The 16,431-nt window shown below is 43.9% G+C and carries 16 protein-coding genes and 1 tRNA gene; 10 read left to right on the top strand and 7 right to left on the bottom strand.

What is annotated here, in order from left to right:
- Positions 1–153: 153 nt before the first annotated feature.
- Positions 154–651 carry a c-type cytochrome gene (locus RT064_RS03115; RefSeq protein ID WP_313061345.1) on the bottom strand — a complete coding sequence of 166 codons (498 nt, stop codon included), beginning with the start codon at positions 649–651 and terminating at the stop codon, positions 154–156.
- Positions 652–1,189: 538 nt separating this feature from the next.
- Between RT064_RS03115 and rpsU the strand changes: the two genes are divergently transcribed.
- A complete protein-coding gene (gene rpsU, locus RT064_RS03110; RefSeq protein WP_007115522.1) occupies positions 1,190–1,405 on the top strand; it encodes a 30S ribosomal protein S21 in 216 nt (71 codons plus the stop codon).
- 131 nt (positions 1,406–1,536) lie between these two features.
- Complete coding sequence (locus RT064_RS03105; protein WP_313061343.1) at positions 1,537–1,983, top strand: GatB/YqeY domain-containing protein; 447 nt, start codon at positions 1,537–1,539, stop codon at positions 1,981–1,983.
- Between the two features lie 63 nt (positions 1,984–2,046).
- Here RT064_RS03105 and RT064_RS03100 read toward each other — a convergent pair whose 3' ends face one another.
- The 4 genes from RT064_RS03100 to RT064_RS03085 form a co-directional block, all read right to left on the bottom strand.
- Positions 2,047–2,676 carry a Maf family protein gene (locus RT064_RS03100; protein WP_313061339.1) on the bottom strand — a complete coding sequence of 210 codons (630 nt, stop codon included), beginning with the start codon at positions 2,674–2,676 and terminating at the stop codon, positions 2,047–2,049.
- Between the two features lie 18 nt (positions 2,677–2,694).
- Complete coding sequence (gene mreD, locus RT064_RS03095) at positions 2,695–3,180, bottom strand: rod shape-determining protein MreD (RefSeq protein ID WP_313061338.1); 486 nt, start codon at positions 3,178–3,180, stop codon at positions 2,695–2,697.
- A gap of 11 nt (positions 3,181–3,191) precedes the next feature.
- A complete protein-coding gene (gene mreC, locus RT064_RS03090) occupies positions 3,192–4,019 on the bottom strand; it encodes a rod shape-determining protein MreC (RefSeq protein WP_036598406.1) in 828 nt (275 codons plus the stop codon).
- A gap of 178 nt (positions 4,020–4,197) precedes the next feature.
- On the bottom strand, positions 4,198–5,229 hold the full coding sequence (locus RT064_RS03085) for a rod shape-determining protein (RefSeq protein ID WP_007115517.1): 1,032 nt from the start codon (positions 5,227–5,229) through the stop codon (positions 4,198–4,200).
- Between the two features lie 619 nt (positions 5,230–5,848).
- Between RT064_RS03085 and gatC the strand changes: the two genes are divergently transcribed.
- The 7 genes from gatC to RT064_RS03050 all read left to right on the top strand — a co-directional run bounded on the left by gatC (position 5,849) and on the right by RT064_RS03050 (position 11,182).
- Positions 5,849–6,151 carry an Asp-tRNA(Asn)/Glu-tRNA(Gln) amidotransferase subunit GatC gene (gatC, locus tag RT064_RS03080; protein ID WP_313061335.1) on the top strand — a complete coding sequence of 101 codons (303 nt, stop codon included), beginning with the start codon at positions 5,849–5,851 and terminating at the stop codon, positions 6,149–6,151.
- Between the two features lie 57 nt (positions 6,152–6,208).
- On the top strand, positions 6,209–7,705 hold the full coding sequence (gene gatA / locus RT064_RS03075) for an Asp-tRNA(Asn)/Glu-tRNA(Gln) amidotransferase subunit GatA (RefSeq protein WP_313061333.1): 1,497 nt from the start codon (positions 6,209–6,211) through the stop codon (positions 7,703–7,705).
- A gap of 11 nt (positions 7,706–7,716) precedes the next feature.
- Entirely contained in the window at positions 7,717–9,213 is a 1,497-nt protein-coding gene (gene gatB, locus RT064_RS03070) for an Asp-tRNA(Asn)/Glu-tRNA(Gln) amidotransferase subunit GatB (RefSeq protein WP_313061331.1), read from the top strand.
- Between the two features lie 46 nt (positions 9,214–9,259).
- Positions 9,260–9,336: transfer RNA gene (locus RT064_RS03065), tRNA-Pro, on the top strand.
- 176 nt (positions 9,337–9,512) lie between these two features.
- The gene (locus tag RT064_RS03060) at positions 9,513–9,788 is read left to right on the top strand and encodes a hypothetical protein (RefSeq protein ID WP_099808477.1); all 276 of its coding nucleotides are present in this window, start codon (positions 9,513–9,515) and stop codon (positions 9,786–9,788) included.
- 98 nt (positions 9,789–9,886) lie between these two features.
- Positions 9,887–10,384, top strand: a complete 498-nt coding sequence (locus RT064_RS03055) for a L,D-transpeptidase family protein (RefSeq protein ID WP_313061327.1) — start codon at positions 9,887–9,889, stop codon at positions 10,382–10,384.
- A gap of 189 nt (positions 10,385–10,573) precedes the next feature.
- Entirely contained in the window at positions 10,574–11,182 is a 609-nt protein-coding gene (locus tag RT064_RS03050; protein ID WP_099808479.1) for a nitroreductase family protein, read from the top strand.
- Between the two features lie 323 nt (positions 11,183–11,505).
- Here RT064_RS03050 and RT064_RS03045 read toward each other — a convergent pair whose 3' ends face one another.
- Entirely contained in the window at positions 11,506–13,056 is a 1,551-nt protein-coding gene (locus tag RT064_RS03045; protein ID WP_313061320.1) for a CYTH and CHAD domain-containing protein, read from the bottom strand.
- A 297-nt stretch (positions 13,057–13,353) separates the two neighbouring features.
- On the opposite strand from RT064_RS03045, the gene rlmD reads away from it, so the two are divergent.
- On the top strand, positions 13,354–14,865 hold the full coding sequence (gene rlmD, locus RT064_RS03040; protein WP_313061319.1) for a 23S rRNA (uracil(1939)-C(5))-methyltransferase RlmD: 1,512 nt from the start codon (positions 13,354–13,356) through the stop codon (positions 14,863–14,865).
- On the opposite strand, the gene RT064_RS03035 is transcribed toward rlmD, so the two are convergent.
- Positions 14,862–16,046, bottom strand: coding sequence for a DUF1615 family protein (locus tag RT064_RS03035; RefSeq protein WP_065253502.1), 1,185 nt, complete (start codon positions 16,044–16,046; stop codon positions 14,862–14,864). The two genes, rlmD and RT064_RS03035, sit on opposite strands and share 4 nt — an antisense overlap.
- Positions 16,047–16,431 lie beyond the last annotated feature (385 nt).

The raw sequence follows: 16,431 nt of genomic DNA, 5'->3' as shown, positions 1-16,431 counted from the left end.
ACGTATAAAAAAAACCAGCCAACTATTGTACTAGTGACTGGTTTACTGCTGATGGCTTTATTGCTGACTGAGCTGCTCAATGCTAATTGTTGAATAAGCTTCATTGCATAGGCTTGAACGTATAGCCTTGAGTTATAAATGGCGCACTGCCTATTAGCTTGCTTTTGAGACCATATAATCAACGGCAGCTTTTACTTCATCATCCGAGGCTTGGCTACCGCCTTTGGCTGGCATTACACCGGCTTTTCCTTGATAGCCGCCGATGGCGTGTTTATAAAGCGTGTCTTTACCTTGCGCAATGCGAGGTGCCCAAGCGGCTTTATCACCAAATTTTGGTGCGCCCATTAAGCCTGCTGTGTGACAAGTGGTACATACACTACCAAACAATTTTTCGCCAGCATCAGCAGAAACTGGGGTAGCGGCTGCAGTCGTCGTGGTGGCAGCGGCTGAGGCGGCTGTTGGTGGCACAAATGAAGCAGGCTGTGAAGCTACTGGCATGGGATGGTTTGCACGAGCGATTTCACCTTGCTGTGCAGCAATTTCTTCGGTTGGTTTGCTTTCACCTGACTCATGCTTACTACATGCGCTCATGGTGAGACCTAAGGCAATCATAAGACTGGCTAGCGTGGCATTGCGTTTTGATATCGGCATAACCTTTTCCTTTCAAATAAGGTGAAATCTAATTTCACATCAATGTATAAATTTTTAATAGCCCTACAAACTGTTTTTGCATGGTAATGTTTTGCGTGGTAATGCCGACTGGCAAATGGCTAGTACGACATTTGGCGGTATGTTGTTATTACATGAGAATTAGTGACTATATTAGCATTACTGCGGTATGAATAAAATAGCATTTTAAAGCCACCTTGCTAAATCATTACTATCGTTGTGTATTTTGTTACAATAACAGGCAAAATTTTTTTAATAGCTAAAAAAAACAAAGGAATTGGCTAACAGGAGGATTTTCTAATTTAATAAGTTATTAAAAAGCTAAAATTTACATTGACTTACATTCAATATTTAGTTAAAATTCGCACCTATTTTTATCCTAATCTGAGCTGATGCCAAACCATGGGTAGGTTGGCTAATAATCACCTATACAGCCGGATTAATGTTCCTGACCCACTAACCCCGCTTTTTTGATAGCACATTCATTGTCTATCAATAAGCCTAGACTTAAGGAGTCTACATGCCAGCAGTAAAGGTAAAAGAGAACGAACCTGTAGATATCGCAATTCGCCGCTTTAAACGTGCTTGTGAGAAAGCCGGTATTTTAGCAGACGTACGTAAACATGAGTTCTATGAAAAACCAACTCAAGAACGTAAACGCAAAAAAGCAGCTGCGGTAAAACGTTACAAAAAGAAAATGTCACGTGAATCAGTACGCACGACTCGTCTTTACTAAGGTAATTTGTCGACAGACAACCCAATACTAGTAAATGATAAAATCCACTTTGTTAAGTGGATTTTTTTATGCTATGTTGCTAACCACAATTTTAAAAACGCCATTAGCTAACATTAAGGAGCGTTAAAACCATGAGTACCATAAAAGACACCCTGACCGATGTGGTCAAAACTGCCATGAAAGCGCGTGAGCTTGAAAAAGTTAAAGTGCTACGCAGCGTACAAGCGGTGATAAAACAAATCGAAATTGACCGCCAAATAACGCTCGATGATGCAGGTGTACTAGACATCTTACAAAAGCAAACCAAGCAGCGCCAAGAGTCGCTCGCGATTTTTGCAGCCAATGGTCGGGAAGATTTGGCACAAAAAGAACAATTCGAGATTGATGTGATTAGTCAATTCTTGCCACAACCCATGAGTGAAGCAGAACTTGCCAATCTGGTAGCTGCTGAAATTGCTGAGCAAGGTGCCACTTCAATGCAGCAAATGGGCGCTGTGATGAATGCGTTAAAAGTCAAAACTGCAGGTCGCGCTGACCCTGCTTTGATTTCTAAGTTGGTCAAAGCCACATTGGGTTAACCATTTAAGACATGGTAAAAAAGCCATAAGATTTGTACTTATGGCTTTTTTTTAAGTTTATTTTTACTGATGGGTTTGCATCGCCTGAGAAAGCAAGTCCAACGTTTCCACCAACGGCAGTCCAACCACATTGCTATAGCTACCATCAATCGCTTTGACCCACGCAGCGCCTAGCCCTTGAATGGCATAACCGCCTGCTTTGTCTTGTGGTTCGCCCGTATGCCAATAATGCGTCATCATGCTGTCAGTGAGCGCAATAAATTTGACATCGGTTCTCACCACAGTGCAGTTAGTATAATCCATCTGCCATTCACCGCCACGCTGCGCCAGTCGGCTCACTTGCACCGCGGTCCATACTTGGTGCGAGGCATTGCTCATTTGCCGCCACATCGCACAAGCGTCTGCAAAATCGCTAGGTTTTTGCAGTACTGCCCCATCCGGCAATACGCCAATGGTATCGGCGGTAATCACCACACACTCGGTCATAGCGGTTGGCAAAACGTGTAAAGCGGCTTGCGCTTTTTGACTCACCATACGTCCAATATAGTCAATCGCCGATTCTTCTGCTAGCCGTGTTTCATCAATATTGACTGCCGCGCAAGTATGTGGCACCGCAACTTGATCTAACAACTCACGCCGTCTGGGTGAGGTGGACGCCAAGATAATCGGTATAGTGGCATTAAATTGATACATAGTAATTTCTCAATACGCTTATCGCGTATAACGCAGCATGACAGCGACTAATAGTGGCCAAATTAAGGTGCTGATGGCAACGGTATAAAGTAATTGGGGTGCAAACACCCCTTGGGTAAATAAATGCAAAAAAATTAACCCAAATTGATAAATCAGCAAACAGGCGCCCGCAAGTAGCCATACCAAGTTCGAGGACAATTGGCGTAAATAACCACTGACAAACTTGATAAAAAATGCCACTAGCACTGCACATAAGGCTTGCTGACCGATTCGGCTATCCGTCAGTAAATCAGCAAACAGACCAACCACAAACGCCAATCCCATACCAATCAAAGTCGGTTGAAATATCAGCCAAAAAATCAGCATCATGATCATCCACATCGGACGAAATAGCGCAATCTCTGCCGACAGCGGATACACACTAAGTACCGATGCGATGATAAAACTGATTGCCATCACAATATATAAATGCTGTTTGGTTTTTTTGCGCTGAACGACGACCATAATCGGTGATTTTATACCTTTTGCTGAAGCAATAAAACATAAGACGTATTGATAAAGTTGGCAGCGGGTTTCACCATAATCTTGGCATAGCCCCCTGCTTGCTCGGCTTCTACTTTTGCCACGCGCCCAACAGGAAATCCGGCAGGAATACGACCACCAAGCCCTGATGAAATCAGCTCATCGCCAATGCGTACATCCGATGCCTTAAAGATATAATCTAGTACCAAATACTGCGGATTACCTTTGCCCGATACAATAGCTTTTTGCCCAGTACGTTTGATAGTGACGGCAACGGATTGTTGGTCATCGCTGATTAACACCACACGGCAGGTATCGGGATAAACATTGACGACTTGTCCAAGAATACCGTTTTCATCAATCACCGTTTGCCCGACAATTACCCCGTCTTTGCTGCCTTTATTGATGACCACCATTTGCCGCAGTGGATTGCTATCGGTACCAATGACATGCGACAACAGCAAATTAAACTGGTCTGGCGTGGTGGCGGATAAAATCCCTTGCAGTCGGGCATTTTGCGCGACAAGATAATCTTGCTGCTGCAACTGCGCTTTGGCATGCACCAGCTCAGCTTTTAACTGGACATTCTCACGGCGTAACGCTTCTTTTTCGGTCATGGTGCTATCAAGCCAGCCTGCAAAAAAACTTGGATAAGCCGATACTTGATAGATGGGCTGCATGGCGGCATGGGTCACGGTACGTACTGGCTGAAACCAACTGCTATTTTTACTATCCAATAACATCAGCACAATCGCTGCAAACACCACAATAAGGGTCTTGCGAATGGCGAGCGGTTGTTGGGTAAAAATGGTAAGTGACATAAGTAACATCCAAGAGTAACATCCAAGTAAAATCCGTGACAGTCAATACAGCAAGCGGCACAACACGGATAAGGGTAGCAAAAATCTTTTAAAAAAAGCTATCGTAAAATCATCTTGTCAATAAAGCAATAAAACCGCTATTAAAAAATAGCGGTTAACGGTAACACATCAGTTAACATCAGACAAAAATCATATTCAATGCTTTGTTATTGATAAACTCTAACGCTTTACCACCACCACGGCTGACACAAGTCAAGGGGTCTTCGGCTACCGTGACAGGCAAGCCTGTCTCGCGTGAAATCAGCTCATCAAGATTGCGTAATAGTGCACCACCACCTGTTAATACAATACCACGCTCTGCGATATCGGCTGATAATTCAGGCGGGGTTTGCTCAAGCGCCGCTTTGACACCTGAGATGATACCAGTAATAGGGTCGCTTAAGGCTTTTTGGATTTCGGCGGATGTCACTACAAATGATTTAGGCACGCCTTCTGCCATGCTACGACCACGCACTTCCACTTCCAAGGGGTTTTCAGGATCTTCAATTGCCGTCCCTACTTCGGTTTTGATGCGTTCAGCCGTGGTTTCACCAATCACACAGCCATGGGTACGGCGGACATGAGTAATAATCGCTTCATCGAACACGTCACCGCCGATACGGATAGAGTCAGCATACACACAGCCTGATAGCGCAATCACCGCAATCTCTGTGGTACCACCCCCGATATCCACCACCATCGAACCGCTGGCTTCATGCACAGGTAACCCGGCGCCAATCGCAGCTGCCATAGGCTCTTCAAGCAATAAGGCTTTGTTTGCGCCTGCTGATTCAACCGCTTCACGAATCGCACGACGTTCTACCAAGGTGGATTTACAAGGCACACAAACAATCACGTTTGGATTGGCTAAAAAGCGTTTGACTTTCACTTTGTTGATAAAATGCTTGAGCATTTTTTGAGTCACTTCAAAATCGGCAATCACACCGTCTTTAAGTGGACGAATCGCAGTGATATTATCTGGGGTACGACCTAGCATCTGTTTGGCATCAATACCGACGGCTGCGACGGTAGGATTTTGGGTACGGTTACTACGAAGCGCAACAACCGTTGGTTCATTAAGGACCACACCTTTACCTGGGGTGAAAATTAACGTGTTGGCAGTGCCAAGGTCGATGGCGATATTACTTGATAAAAATCCGAAAAGGCTCATGTATCATTTCCCAGTGATAACAAAACTACACTGCAAGCAAAGCAGAAATTAGCGGGGTGTCTAATCGCACATCGAGTCAAGGACGCAGTTTTTAAAAGCGTTTATTTAAAAGCTTTTAATGCCGATGTTTCTAATGCCCGTGTTTCAAAACCGCCCTATCGTGCCCACTAGCAAAAAATCTGAAGCAAGCTGCTTACCGCTGCTGTATTTTACATAAAAAATAGCAAGAAACTCTTAACGATTAATAGTTAAAAGGCTATCTTTTTATATAAAAAAAGTGACTATGATTTCAAAGAGGTTTAGGCGATAGTGACTTTAATGCGATTAATTTGCGTTTAATAAGAATAGTGCTAGATTATAGCGGTAAAATATCGCAAAATATAGTGATTTAATCACATTCTATCTTTATTCACGAATTTTTTGTGACAAATTATTTAGGTCACATCACCCTATTTTTTCAAATTTGTTATTAAAAGTAACTAAACTAAAGCAACTGTTTTTATCAGGTTTTAGCCTCTTTTATTATAGCCTGTTGCTATAATTGGCTGGTTTAAAATCGCATCGAACATTTGCCTTGTTTGTCCGTTTTTTATTTTTATTTGTACTTAAGGAAGTCATCATGTCGCAGACGCTTTCAACTGATGAAATTATGAACATCGCAAAACTTGCTCGGCTTGGCGTGACCGCTGAGCAAGCAGATAGTTATGCCAATGACCTAAGCAAAATCCTATCGATGATGGATATTTTGGCAGAGGTCAATACTGACAATATCGCACCGCTTACCAATGTCCATGATATGACCCAGCCACTGCGTGACGATGTTATTGGCGGTGATGGGGTCGAAGTCAACCGTGAGCTAAATCAGTCCATTGCGCCAAGTGTCGCTGATGGTCTATACCTTGTACCACAGGTCATTGAATAAGCCACAGCTCATCGAATAACTTGTCAAATTTTTGTTAATTAATTATAAGTGAAAATTATGTCTGAACTACATACGTTTTCGGTTGCCCAATTAGCGGCAGGTCTAAAAAATAAAGACTTTAGCAGTACCGAACTTACCCAACATTTTCTTAGTCGGATTGCCCAGCATGATAAAGCCATCAACAGCTTTATCACGGTCACGCCTGAACAAGCGTTAGCGCAAGCTGCCGCCGCCGATAAATTATTGGCAGAAGGCAAAGGTACAGACTTGACGGGTATACCACTGGCTCATAAAGACATTTTTTGTACCCAAGGCGTTTTAACCACTTGCGGCTCAAAAATGCTAGAAAACTTTGTGGCGCCTTACAACGCTACCATCGTTGAAAACTGCCAAAATGCAGGCTTAGTCATGCTTGGCAAAACCAGCATGGATGAGTTCGCCATGGGCTCGGACAATGAGTCATCTTATTTTGGCGCCGTACACAACCCTTGGGATATCAGCCGTGTACCAGGCGGTTCATCGGGCGGTAGCGCAGCAGCGGTTGCAGCAGGTTTTACGCCCTTTGCCACAGGCTCAGATACCGGTGGCTCGATTCGTCAACCTGCGTCATTTTGTGGTTTGACAGGGATTAAGCCAACTTACGGACGTGTCTCACGTTATGGCATGGTGGCGTATGCGTCAAGTTTTGACCAAGCTGGCAGTTTTGGTAAAACCGCAGAGGATTGTGCTTATTTGCTCAGCGTGTTATCAGGTCATGACAGCAAAGACTCAACATCCGTTAACAAAGATGTGCCCGATTTTGTCGCGAGTTTGACCAGCAAACGCCAAACCAATGCCAGCCATGATAAACCGCTTCAAGGGTTACGCATCGGTATCCCAACCGAGTATTTTGCCGATGGCTTAAATAGCGAGGTTAAAGCCAGTGTAGAAGCGGCATTAAAACAATACCAAGCCTTGGGTGCAAGCTTGGTGGATGTGAATTTGACCAAACCTGAAATCACCCTTGCTACTTATTATTTGCTCGCCCCAGCCGAAGCTTCATCTAACTTATCGCGTTATGATGGGGTACGTTATGGCTACCGCTGTGATAGCCCAAAAAACTTGGAAGATTTATACACCCGCTCACGTTCTGAAGGCTTTGGTGCCGAAGTACAGCGCCGTATTTTGATGGGTACCTATGCGCTATCAGCAGGTTATTTTGATGCCTACTATGTCAAAGCGCAAAAAGTGCGCCGCCTCATCAGCCAAGACTTTGCCAAAGCCTTTGAAAGTTGTGATGTCATTGCCACCCCAACTGCACCAACGACGGCTTATAAAATCGGTGCAAGCCTTAGCCCTGCCGAAATTTATATGGGAGATGTTTATACCATTGGCGTGAATTTAGCCGGTTTACCTTCGTTAAGCCATCCGGTGGGTTTTGATGGTGACAATCTGCCTGTGGGCTTACAGCTGATTGCAAAAGCATGGGATGAAGAAACACTATTGCAAACTGCCGATGCGTATCAGCAAGTCACTGATTTTCACCAACAACTATCACCCATCGCCAAAGCCTAAGGAGCCTTGTTATGACAAACGAAAATAAACCGCAAGCGCCTTTAGTTGATGGCTATGAAGTGGTTATCGGTATCGAAATCCACTGCCAACTCAATACCAACACCAAAATTTTCTCATCGGCTTCAACGCTATTTGGGCAAGAGCCCAACACCCAAGCCAATATTGTTGACCTAGCCATGCCAGGGGCGCTGCCTGTACTCAACAAAGATGTGGTAGAAAAAGCGGTGATGTTTGGGCTTGGCGTCAATGCTGAAATTGGCATGATGAACGCCTTTGACCGTAAAAATTATTTTTATCCCGACCTACCAAAAGGCTACCAAATCAGCCAAATGGCGCACCCGATTGTCGGTACAGGCCATATCGACATCGTGGTCAATGAAGGTGAAAAAAACGAATATCCCAAACGTATTCACATTACCCGTGCTCACTTAGAAGAAGATGCGGGCAAATCGGTGCATGATGCGGTGCCACAAATGACAGGCGTGGATTTAAACCGTGCCGGTACGCCGCTGATTGAAATCGTCTCGGAGCCTGATATGCGCTCAGCTGCCGAGGCGGTTGCCTATGTCAAAGCCATTCACCAGTTGGTCACTTGGCTCGGTATTTCTGATGCCATTATGGCAGAAGGCTCATTCCGTGCCGACTGTAACGTCTCCGTGCGAAAACCCGGTGCCGATTTGGGTACTCGCTGTGAGATTAAGAACCTCAACTCGTTTCGCTTTATCGAGCGTGCCATCACAGTGGAAATTGAGCGTCAAATTGACTTGATTGAAGACGGCGGCAAAGTCATACAAGCCACTCGCCTATATGATCCCGACAAAGACGAAACGCGCTCAATGCGTACCAAGGAAGAAGCCAACGACTACCGCTACTTCCCAGACCCCGACCTGCTACCTGTGCATATTGATACCGCAACTTTTGAACAAATCAAAAACGCCATGCCAGAATTGCCAGTGGCACGTCGTGAGCGTTTTCAATCGGCGCTTGGCTTACCTGAATATGACAGCCGTATTTTAACCGCTAGCCGTTCGCTCGCTGATTACTTTGAGCAAGTCGTGGCAAAAGTCGGTCATGATAACGCCAAACTGGCTGCCAACTGGATAATGGGTGACCTGCTCGGCGCGCTCAACAAAGATGAAAAAACCATTGAGCAAAGTCCGATTTCGGTGAGCCAATTTGCCAAACTGCTAGAGCGTATCAAAGACAATACGCTATCAGGCAAGCTGGCTAAACAAGCCTTTATCGCCCTATTCGCTGGCGAAGGCGGTGACGATGACACAGCCGTGGATAAAATCATTGCCGATAAAGGTTTAAAACAAGAAACCGATACAGGCGCGATTAAAGCAATTGTCGAAGACGTGTTGAAAAACAACCAAGCGATGGTCGATGAGTATAAGTCAGGTAAAGAAAAAGCCTTTAACGGTCTTGTCGGTCAAGTGATGAAAGCCTCAAAAGGTAAAGCCAACCCGGCTCAAGTTAATCAGCTGTTAAAAGAACTAATTGGATAAGTTTGTATTGCAAATTCTGTCATTTTTGGTAGAATAGTACACCTTTCGGGGCGTAGCGCAGTCTGGTAGCGCACTTGCATGGGGTGCAAGGGGTCGCGAGTTCGAATCCCGCCGTTCCGACCAAATTAAAAAGGCTTACGTGTTACGTAGGCCTTTTTCTTTTTTGAGTTTTTTTATACCTATTGTCACAGTATTTTTACGTGAATATGACAATAGTTTTTTTGTTTTGATAGATAATCTATTGATAAAATTTTCTCCCTATTTAGCTGTATTTATTTGACTGTATTTTTTGAAAAATCATGAGCGCGATCATTAAATCATTCCTTGCTAACTATAAACTGACAAATTTGGCTGCGGCTTTGGTATGGGTGGTTTTACCCCTCCCCGCGCAAGCCGATAGCGGTCATCAAGCACAAACCAACAAAGATGCGATTGTACGTTCTTGTCCCAATCGTTTATGCCCCGTGGTGCAGACCCTACCCAAAGGCATCAAATTTAGCTGGGTATTAGCCAAAAATGGCTTTGTGAACATTGCCGATTCTACCTTGTGGGTATCCACTGCTGACATCAAATAACTGATTGTATGTTTTCAAATTTTTCTTAAAAAGCCTGTCATGAATATGATGGGCTTTTTTGTTATGATAGTCTAAGCTTAATGTTAAACGAGTCGATTATGTCTTACCCAAAAATCATCATTTCAATTGAAAAACAACAGCTTACTTTATGTCTTAGTAGCAACCAATCACAAATTTACCCCATCTCTACTGCCAAAAATGGTATTGGACAACTGCAGGATACTGGCTGTACACCGCTTGGTGCGCACGTGATTAGCGAAAAATTTGGTGATAATTTACCTATCAACAGTGTATTTGTGGCACGACAATTTACCGGTGAAATTTATGACGATCATTTGGCAACTACATTCCCAAATCGAGACTGGATTTTGACGCGGATTTTGTGGTTAGATGGTTATGAAGAAGGCTTTAACAAAGGCGCCAATGAGCAAGGGGTGTGTGATACCAAGGCGCGCTATATTTACATTCATGGCACGCCCGATACCGAGCCGATGGGCATTCCGCTTTCTCATGGCTGTATCCGTATGCGCAATCAAGACATTATCACATTATATGACCAAGTGGATATTGGTACAGTTGTCGAAATTTTGCCGTAAATTTATCAAAGTTAACCTTAATAATATATTAGAAAAAATTAATAAATATGATTATTGGTTAAAAAAAATTACAAAATAGTTTTTATTTATTCGTATTTTAGGCATATAATAGCCGTGTCAGCTCAATCGGCTTTAACTTTAATTAATAAGGTAGATTGATTATCAAATAACAATGAAAAGGAGCTAATTATGTCAGTCGAAACATTACACGCTATCGCAGAAACTCGCCGTTCTATCTATATGCTCAATGACCAATTGCCTGTCTCAAAAGATGAGGTGGTTAAACTGGTTGAACATGCCGTGTTACATACCCCCTCTTCATTCAACTCACAGTCAAGCCGCTTGGTGGTATTGTTTGGTGAAGACCATCAAAAACTTTGGCAAATCACCGAAGATTTGCTACGCGCGATGGTGAATGATGATGAAAAATTCAAATCAACTGCCGATAAAATGGCCATGTTTAAAGCCGGTGCAGGGACTATCTTGTATTTTGAAGACCAATCAGTGGTCAAAGGCTTACAAGAACAATTCCCACTTTATGCGCATAATTTCCCAGTATGGGCTGAACACACCAGTGCGATGCACCAATATGCGCTTTGGAACGCCTTAGCCGCGCTCAACATCGGTGCAAACTTACAGCATTACAATGGCGTGATTGATGAAAAAGTGGCAGAAACATGGAACATCGATAGTAACTGGAAACTCATTGCACAGATGGTATTTGGTGGTATCGCCGCCCCAGCAGGTGAAAAAACCTTTGAACCAATTGAAAAACGCCTAAAAGTTTACGGAAAATAATTTTTCAATCTGCACTACAATGCACGTGACAGTGATAGTGCTAGTGACAGCAAAAAGCCAATATCTGAGGATATTGGCTTTTTTATATAAATTTGATTGCCATTAACTAAAAAATTAGCTCAGTAAAAACCCGACAATATACCGCATATTATCTACTGTCGGTATCGAGATTAGCGGCTGAATGATGTCGTCCATGACTGACCCAACTAGTAATATAGTGATTGACTGACTGATGCTTTCTACTCAGGCACTTTTACAGGCATCAGCCACTTTTACAGCCACTTTTATTTTATTCTCTGTTATTTACATACAATCAAGCCAAACTATGACCAAAACTTTGGCGCATTTTTTACTGCTTTTAGACTCACTGCGCATTGCTCGGCACTGGCTTGCTCACGTCCGCTAAACCAACCCACCGCAAATAGCGCATTTGGGTCGGTTTTGGCTTTCTCAAGATAGTTAGCATGACCGACCACGTTGTCATTGTACTCACCGAGTACGTCTTGTGCAGGCTCTAAGTATTGCAAAAAGGCATTGAGCTTTGTCGCTTTTTTTCCTTTTTTGCCATTGGTTTGGTTGGCAAAAAGCGGCGCAGCAAATTCACTGACATAACGCAGGCTTTTTAGGTCTTTACGCACACCATGCTGGCTGTCAGTATCAAGACTGGCAAATTTATCACTCGCCGCGGCAATCGCGGTAAATAGTTTTTCCAACTTTTTGGCAACTGGGGCTTTGGCTTTTGGATTATCCGCAGGTACGGGCAAATGGGTAAAACCAATCAGCTCTAACAGCAGAATTTGAAAATCATTGGCTCTGACGGCGTCAATCGGCATGATATCGACTGCCGTTGACCACTCGACATGCGGTGCACCGACTGATTCTAGTAGGGGCTGGGTTTTTATTTGCAAGATTTCTTTATCGCGATACTCCCCTAACAGGCTAAAGGTTTGTTTGAGTACCATCAGCCAAGTTGGGTCAATATAATCTTGGGCAAATTTGAAATGTTTGAGGGCAGTACGCAAACGCCGAATACCGACACGCAGTTGATGTACTAAGTTGCCATCGGGACTGCCTTCAGCAATTGCAGAGGCATTGGGCAAAATCTGCACTAGGCAGTTATTGACCACTGCCTGCAAAAACGCAAATTGGCTGATGCCTTTGTGTAATGGCAGCACAGCCAAATCCGCTTTGACAGGCTCGGCAAATTGCTTATTCACGAGTAGCAAACTACCCCGCTGCGCTTTGGTAACGGTTGATAAATATAATTTGTATTTTTTGCACCAAGTTTTTGCAATGTCAATCAAATCACTTGGGTCACCTTCAAGGAGTTCAAATTCAATTTCATGAATATCCGATTGGGTTAACCCATGATTATTGGCGGGTTTTTGTGAGTTTAGGCGACCTATGCCGACCTTACCGATATCATAAGCGATTTCGATGCGGCTGTTATTTTTCTTAATTTGGCGAGAAGTGCGCTGGACATCGGTGAAATATTGCACGGTTAAGACTTGAGCGAGCTCATCAAGCGGCATGATGTTAGTCAGCTGCGCTACCACTGTTGGCTCTGTAATCAGTGAAACATCGGGCAAAAGGCTGCTAACATCAAGGGTATCTGGCGTACCCGTCAGGCTCAGCACGGTATTGAGCTCAACGCGTTTGGCAACGCCATCACCGGCTGTTTTGAGGGTTTGTACCCATTGGCTGTCTTCAAAGCGGATACGCAGGGCAATGCCTTTTTTGGCAAGGTCTTGATTGGGGGTATCAAAGTAATACGCAGATAGGCGCTGTTGCTGCGCAGTTTTGGTGTCGATGTTTTTTCTTAAGACGCTTTGTTGATAGCTTGGGACAGCAAACTTGAGTTCTAGTTCGTGCATGATGGTGTCGATTAACCTATATAGCTAACGGATAAAACACCATCATAGCACAACTTTGCTTTTTAAAAATAACCACTTGGCTCATTTGTTAGCGGTAAAATTTTAAAGCATTTACATAACGCCCTATGATAAGTGATGACCCGTTATGCAATCACATCCAAACCTTCTTCTTTGAGCGATGTAAAGTCAGGTATTGATATAAAAAAAATCCATTTTAAGCTATCATAACCGCAAAATTTTGATGAATTTTGTAATAAATATTCACACTGACCCTCGATTAAATAGGTTTTTTAATAAATGTCAAACGCTACCGCTGACCAAACATCGTCTTCCCAACTCACCAAAAACCCAAGCAAAAAAATCAAACCCACCGCGCGGGTGCGTAAACGTTTGCAAGACGCCCCACCCGTTACCCTAACAGTTACCAACCTTGCCCATGACGGACGGGGCGTGGCAAGTTACGGTGACCAACCCGACCATCACCTCGATAAACATGGCAAAAAAGTATTCGTCAGCTTTGCGCTGCCCAACGAGACCGTGAGCGTCAAAATCACAGGCTCACGTAAAAGTATGGAAGAAGGTGATGCGGCTCTCGTGTTGGCAAACCCAAACCCTGAACGCACGACCCCACCTTGCCCGCATTTTGGGGTGTGTGGTGGCTGTAGCTTGCAGCACTGGCAACCCGATGGGCAGATTCAATTTAAGCAATCGGTACTGGCAGAGCTACTGGAACACCAAGCCCATATCCAGCCTGAACACTGGCTTCCCCCATTGGTTGCTGACCGTTTGGGCTACCGCACCAAGGCGCGTATGGGCGTGCGCTATGTCGAGAAAAAAGGCACAGCATTGGTCGGTTTTCGTGAGCGCGCCAGCAATTTTTTGGCAAATTTAAATGAATGCCATGTGCTTGATCCGCGTATCGGCTTTGAAATTGAGAACTTAAAAGCGCTTATTAGCTCGCTTGACGCCCGTGACCATATTCCACAGCTTGAATTAGCGATGGGTGAAACGCTTGATGATGTTATCGATAGCAAAAAATCCATCGCCGTCATTGTCCGTCACATGGTGGATTTAGGTGAGCATGATATCGCAAAACTGCAAGCTTTTTTTGCCGAGCGCAACTGGCAGTTATTTTTACAGCCCAAAGGTAGCGACACGGTTCATCGCATTGACCAGTTATATGAGAACACGCCTAATGCGCGCCCATCAAGCCTGACTGTGCCACCGACGGGCGGTTTGTTTTATCGCTTGCCCGAGTTTGATGTGACGTTTGAATTCTCGCCACTGGATTTTACCCAAGTGAATTTGTCAGTCAATCGTAAAATGACCAAGCTGGCGATTGATTTGTTAGAATTGAAGCCAGGCGAGCGAGTGCTTGATTTATTTTGCGGTTTGGGCAATTTTAGTCTACCACTGGCGCGTCAAGTGGGTGATACAGGCTTTGTGATTGGGGTGGAAGGCAGCAGTGAGATGACACAGCGTGCCAAAATGAATGCCATCGCCAACGGCTTGCACCATACCGACTTTTTTGCCCAAGATTTAACCCAAGATTTCTCGAGTGAGCCTTGGGTTGGGCAAGTCGATGCACTGCTGATTGACCCACCCCGCTCAGGCGCCTTAGAAGTCATGCAGTATCTAGATAAATTCAATGCCAAACGCATCGTGTATGTGTCGTGCAATCCGATTACGCTTGCCCGCGATACCGCCGTGCTGCTTGACAAAGGCTACAAGCTCACCCACGCGGGCGTGATGGATATGTTCCCGCACACAGGGCATGTGGAAAGTATTGCAAGATTTGAGAAACGCTAAAATTTGGCTTTATTCATACAATTCATATAGCGTACGTTGACTTTATCAGCGTACCATTTGGTATTGTAATCGCGGCTGAGTTTTGCCCCAGAGATGACCACTTGTGGCATGATGGCGGTAGGTGCATTTTTGCCAGTTTTCATTTTGTAAAGACTACCGATGGTGCGATAGGTTTCGGTATTTTCAAAATCTTGGCTTTTTTCTTTTGCCAAGTCCATGCGCACTTGTCGCTCCGTCAGGCTAATCATGCCTTGTTGTATCATTGATATCAGCGCCTGCTCACTTTGGCTGATATTGGCACTGATTTTATTGCCTTTTTCATAAATCAATAAATCCCCGTCATAGTCTATTTCGGCTTTGGATAACTCGTGCAGCATTTTTTGGAAAGCCGCATTACGGCTTGAATACATCCCTGAGTTGTAGTCAGCGAAGCGATAAATCGAGTCTTGATAATTGGCTTTATACAGTAGTAAGCGATGGATACCATAGTACAATCCGCCATATTGGCTATATAGGTCTTTACGCAGTTCAAGGTTATTGCCATTCATCCGGCGATGGTCACGCGCATAACTCACTTGCACCTGCATTGAGCCTAAGGTGGTAATCGGGTCTAATTTTTCTTCAATATCCCCGCCCACCAATTTGGTGACGCTGTTCAGCTTGCTGGCATAATATTTGCTTGAAAAATACGCAAACATCTGATGATAAATATCGTCAAGTTCTTCTTCAGTTTTGACTTTAGCGATTTGTTTTTCAAAGCTGTTATCGGGGGTAGGCTCAGTTTTTAGCATGGTGCGAAAATACGGGGCTAGCGTTGAGCCTAATTTTTCTTCCAACTCTTCATTCATCGCTTTTAGGCTTGATTGCCCCAAATTCGGGACGGGCGGATTGGCTTTAAAATTAGACTCTTGGTCGATAATGGCGACAGCGGTACAAATATTTTGCGCGTTTTTTTCTATTTTTAGGGTATCAAATATTTGGTTGATGTCTTGTGCCCAGCTTTTGCTATCTTGTCCACGTTTGGGAATCAGTTTGGCAATTTGTTTGGCACCAATGGGCGAGTTAGCGTCGGTTTGCGTTTGAAAATAATCACACCCTGTCAATCCAAGCGATAAAGTCAGCGTTATCGCCAACATTGACAGGGTTTTACCAAAGTTCGCAAGGCTTATTGCGCGGGTCATGGTAAAATCTGACGCTACAGTAGTCGCATTTGTAACAAAATGAGATGGTAATTTCATTAAACTCACCTATACTGAACAAGATAGTTTTATCTTAATTTGGATTGAAGTTCGGGCAAATCGCTGATTGGGTCGTTGCCTAACACTCATTTATTGCTACATGTGCCCCACGGTTTTTAGATTGATTCGTCACAGTGATACAAAAATTTTATCGACGGGTTGACTTGCAATCGTTTGCTAATAGACACATCTTAATAAAATTAACACATGAGTAAGCGTAATAAAGTTAGTGTTAAATGGCTAAACATGGGCAACCCTAAAACGGTTAAGATATATAAAGTGACTATGGCATTTACTTTATTTTAACGTTTAACATTTATTTCAAGGC

Source organism: Moraxella sp. CTOTU49097, from assembly GCF_032064105.1.
GTDB lineage: Bacteria > Pseudomonadota > Gammaproteobacteria > Pseudomonadales > Moraxellaceae > Faucicola > Faucicola osloensis_B.
The sequence above is the reverse complement of the archived record's forward strand: the minus strand, read 5'-3'. Positions and strand labels throughout refer to the sequence as shown.

Excerpts from the sequence above, each read along its gene's own strand:
- rlmD (WP_313061319.1), top strand. The coding sequence starts at position 13,354 with ATGTCAAACGCTACCGCTGACCAAACATCGTCTTCCCAACTCACCAAA.
- RT064_RS03060 (WP_099808477.1), top strand. The coding sequence starts at position 9,513 with ATGAGCGCGATCATTAAATCATTCCTTGCTAACTATAAACTGACAAAT.
- rpsU (WP_007115522.1), top strand. The coding sequence starts at position 1,190 with ATGCCAGCAGTAAAGGTAAAAGAGAACGAACCTGTAGATATCGCAATT.
- RT064_RS03035 (WP_065253502.1), bottom strand. The coding sequence starts at position 16,046 with ATGACCCGCGCAATAAGCCTTGCGAACTTTGGTAAAACCCTGTCAATG.
- gatC (WP_313061335.1), top strand. The coding sequence starts at position 5,849 with ATGTCGCAGACGCTTTCAACTGATGAAATTATGAACATCGCAAAACTT.
- gatA (WP_313061333.1), top strand. The coding sequence starts at position 6,209 with ATGTCTGAACTACATACGTTTTCGGTTGCCCAATTAGCGGCAGGTCTA.
- mreD (WP_313061338.1), bottom strand. The coding sequence starts at position 3,180 with ATGGTCGTCGTTCAGCGCAAAAAAACCAAACAGCATTTATATATTGTG.
- gatB (WP_313061331.1), top strand. The coding sequence starts at position 7,717 with ATGACAAACGAAAATAAACCGCAAGCGCCTTTAGTTGATGGCTATGAA.
- mreC (WP_036598406.1), bottom strand. The coding sequence starts at position 4,019 with ATGTCACTTACCATTTTTACCCAACAACCGCTCGCCATTCGCAAGACC.
- RT064_RS03085 (WP_007115517.1), bottom strand. The coding sequence starts at position 5,229 with ATGAGCCTTTTCGGATTTTTATCAAGTAATATCGCCATCGACCTTGGC.
- RT064_RS03105 (WP_313061343.1), top strand. The coding sequence starts at position 1,537 with ATGAGTACCATAAAAGACACCCTGACCGATGTGGTCAAAACTGCCATG.
- RT064_RS03045 (WP_313061320.1), bottom strand. The coding sequence starts at position 13,056 with ATGCACGAACTAGAACTCAAGTTTGCTGTCCCAAGCTATCAACAAAGC.
- RT064_RS03050 (WP_099808479.1), top strand. The coding sequence starts at position 10,574 with ATGTCAGTCGAAACATTACACGCTATCGCAGAAACTCGCCGTTCTATC.
- RT064_RS03100 (WP_313061339.1), bottom strand. The coding sequence starts at position 2,676 with ATGTATCAATTTAATGCCACTATACCGATTATCTTGGCGTCCACCTCA.
- RT064_RS03115 (WP_313061345.1), bottom strand. The coding sequence starts at position 651 with ATGCCGATATCAAAACGCAATGCCACGCTAGCCAGTCTTATGATTGCC.
- RT064_RS03055 (WP_313061327.1), top strand. The coding sequence starts at position 9,887 with ATGTCTTACCCAAAAATCATCATTTCAATTGAAAAACAACAGCTTACT.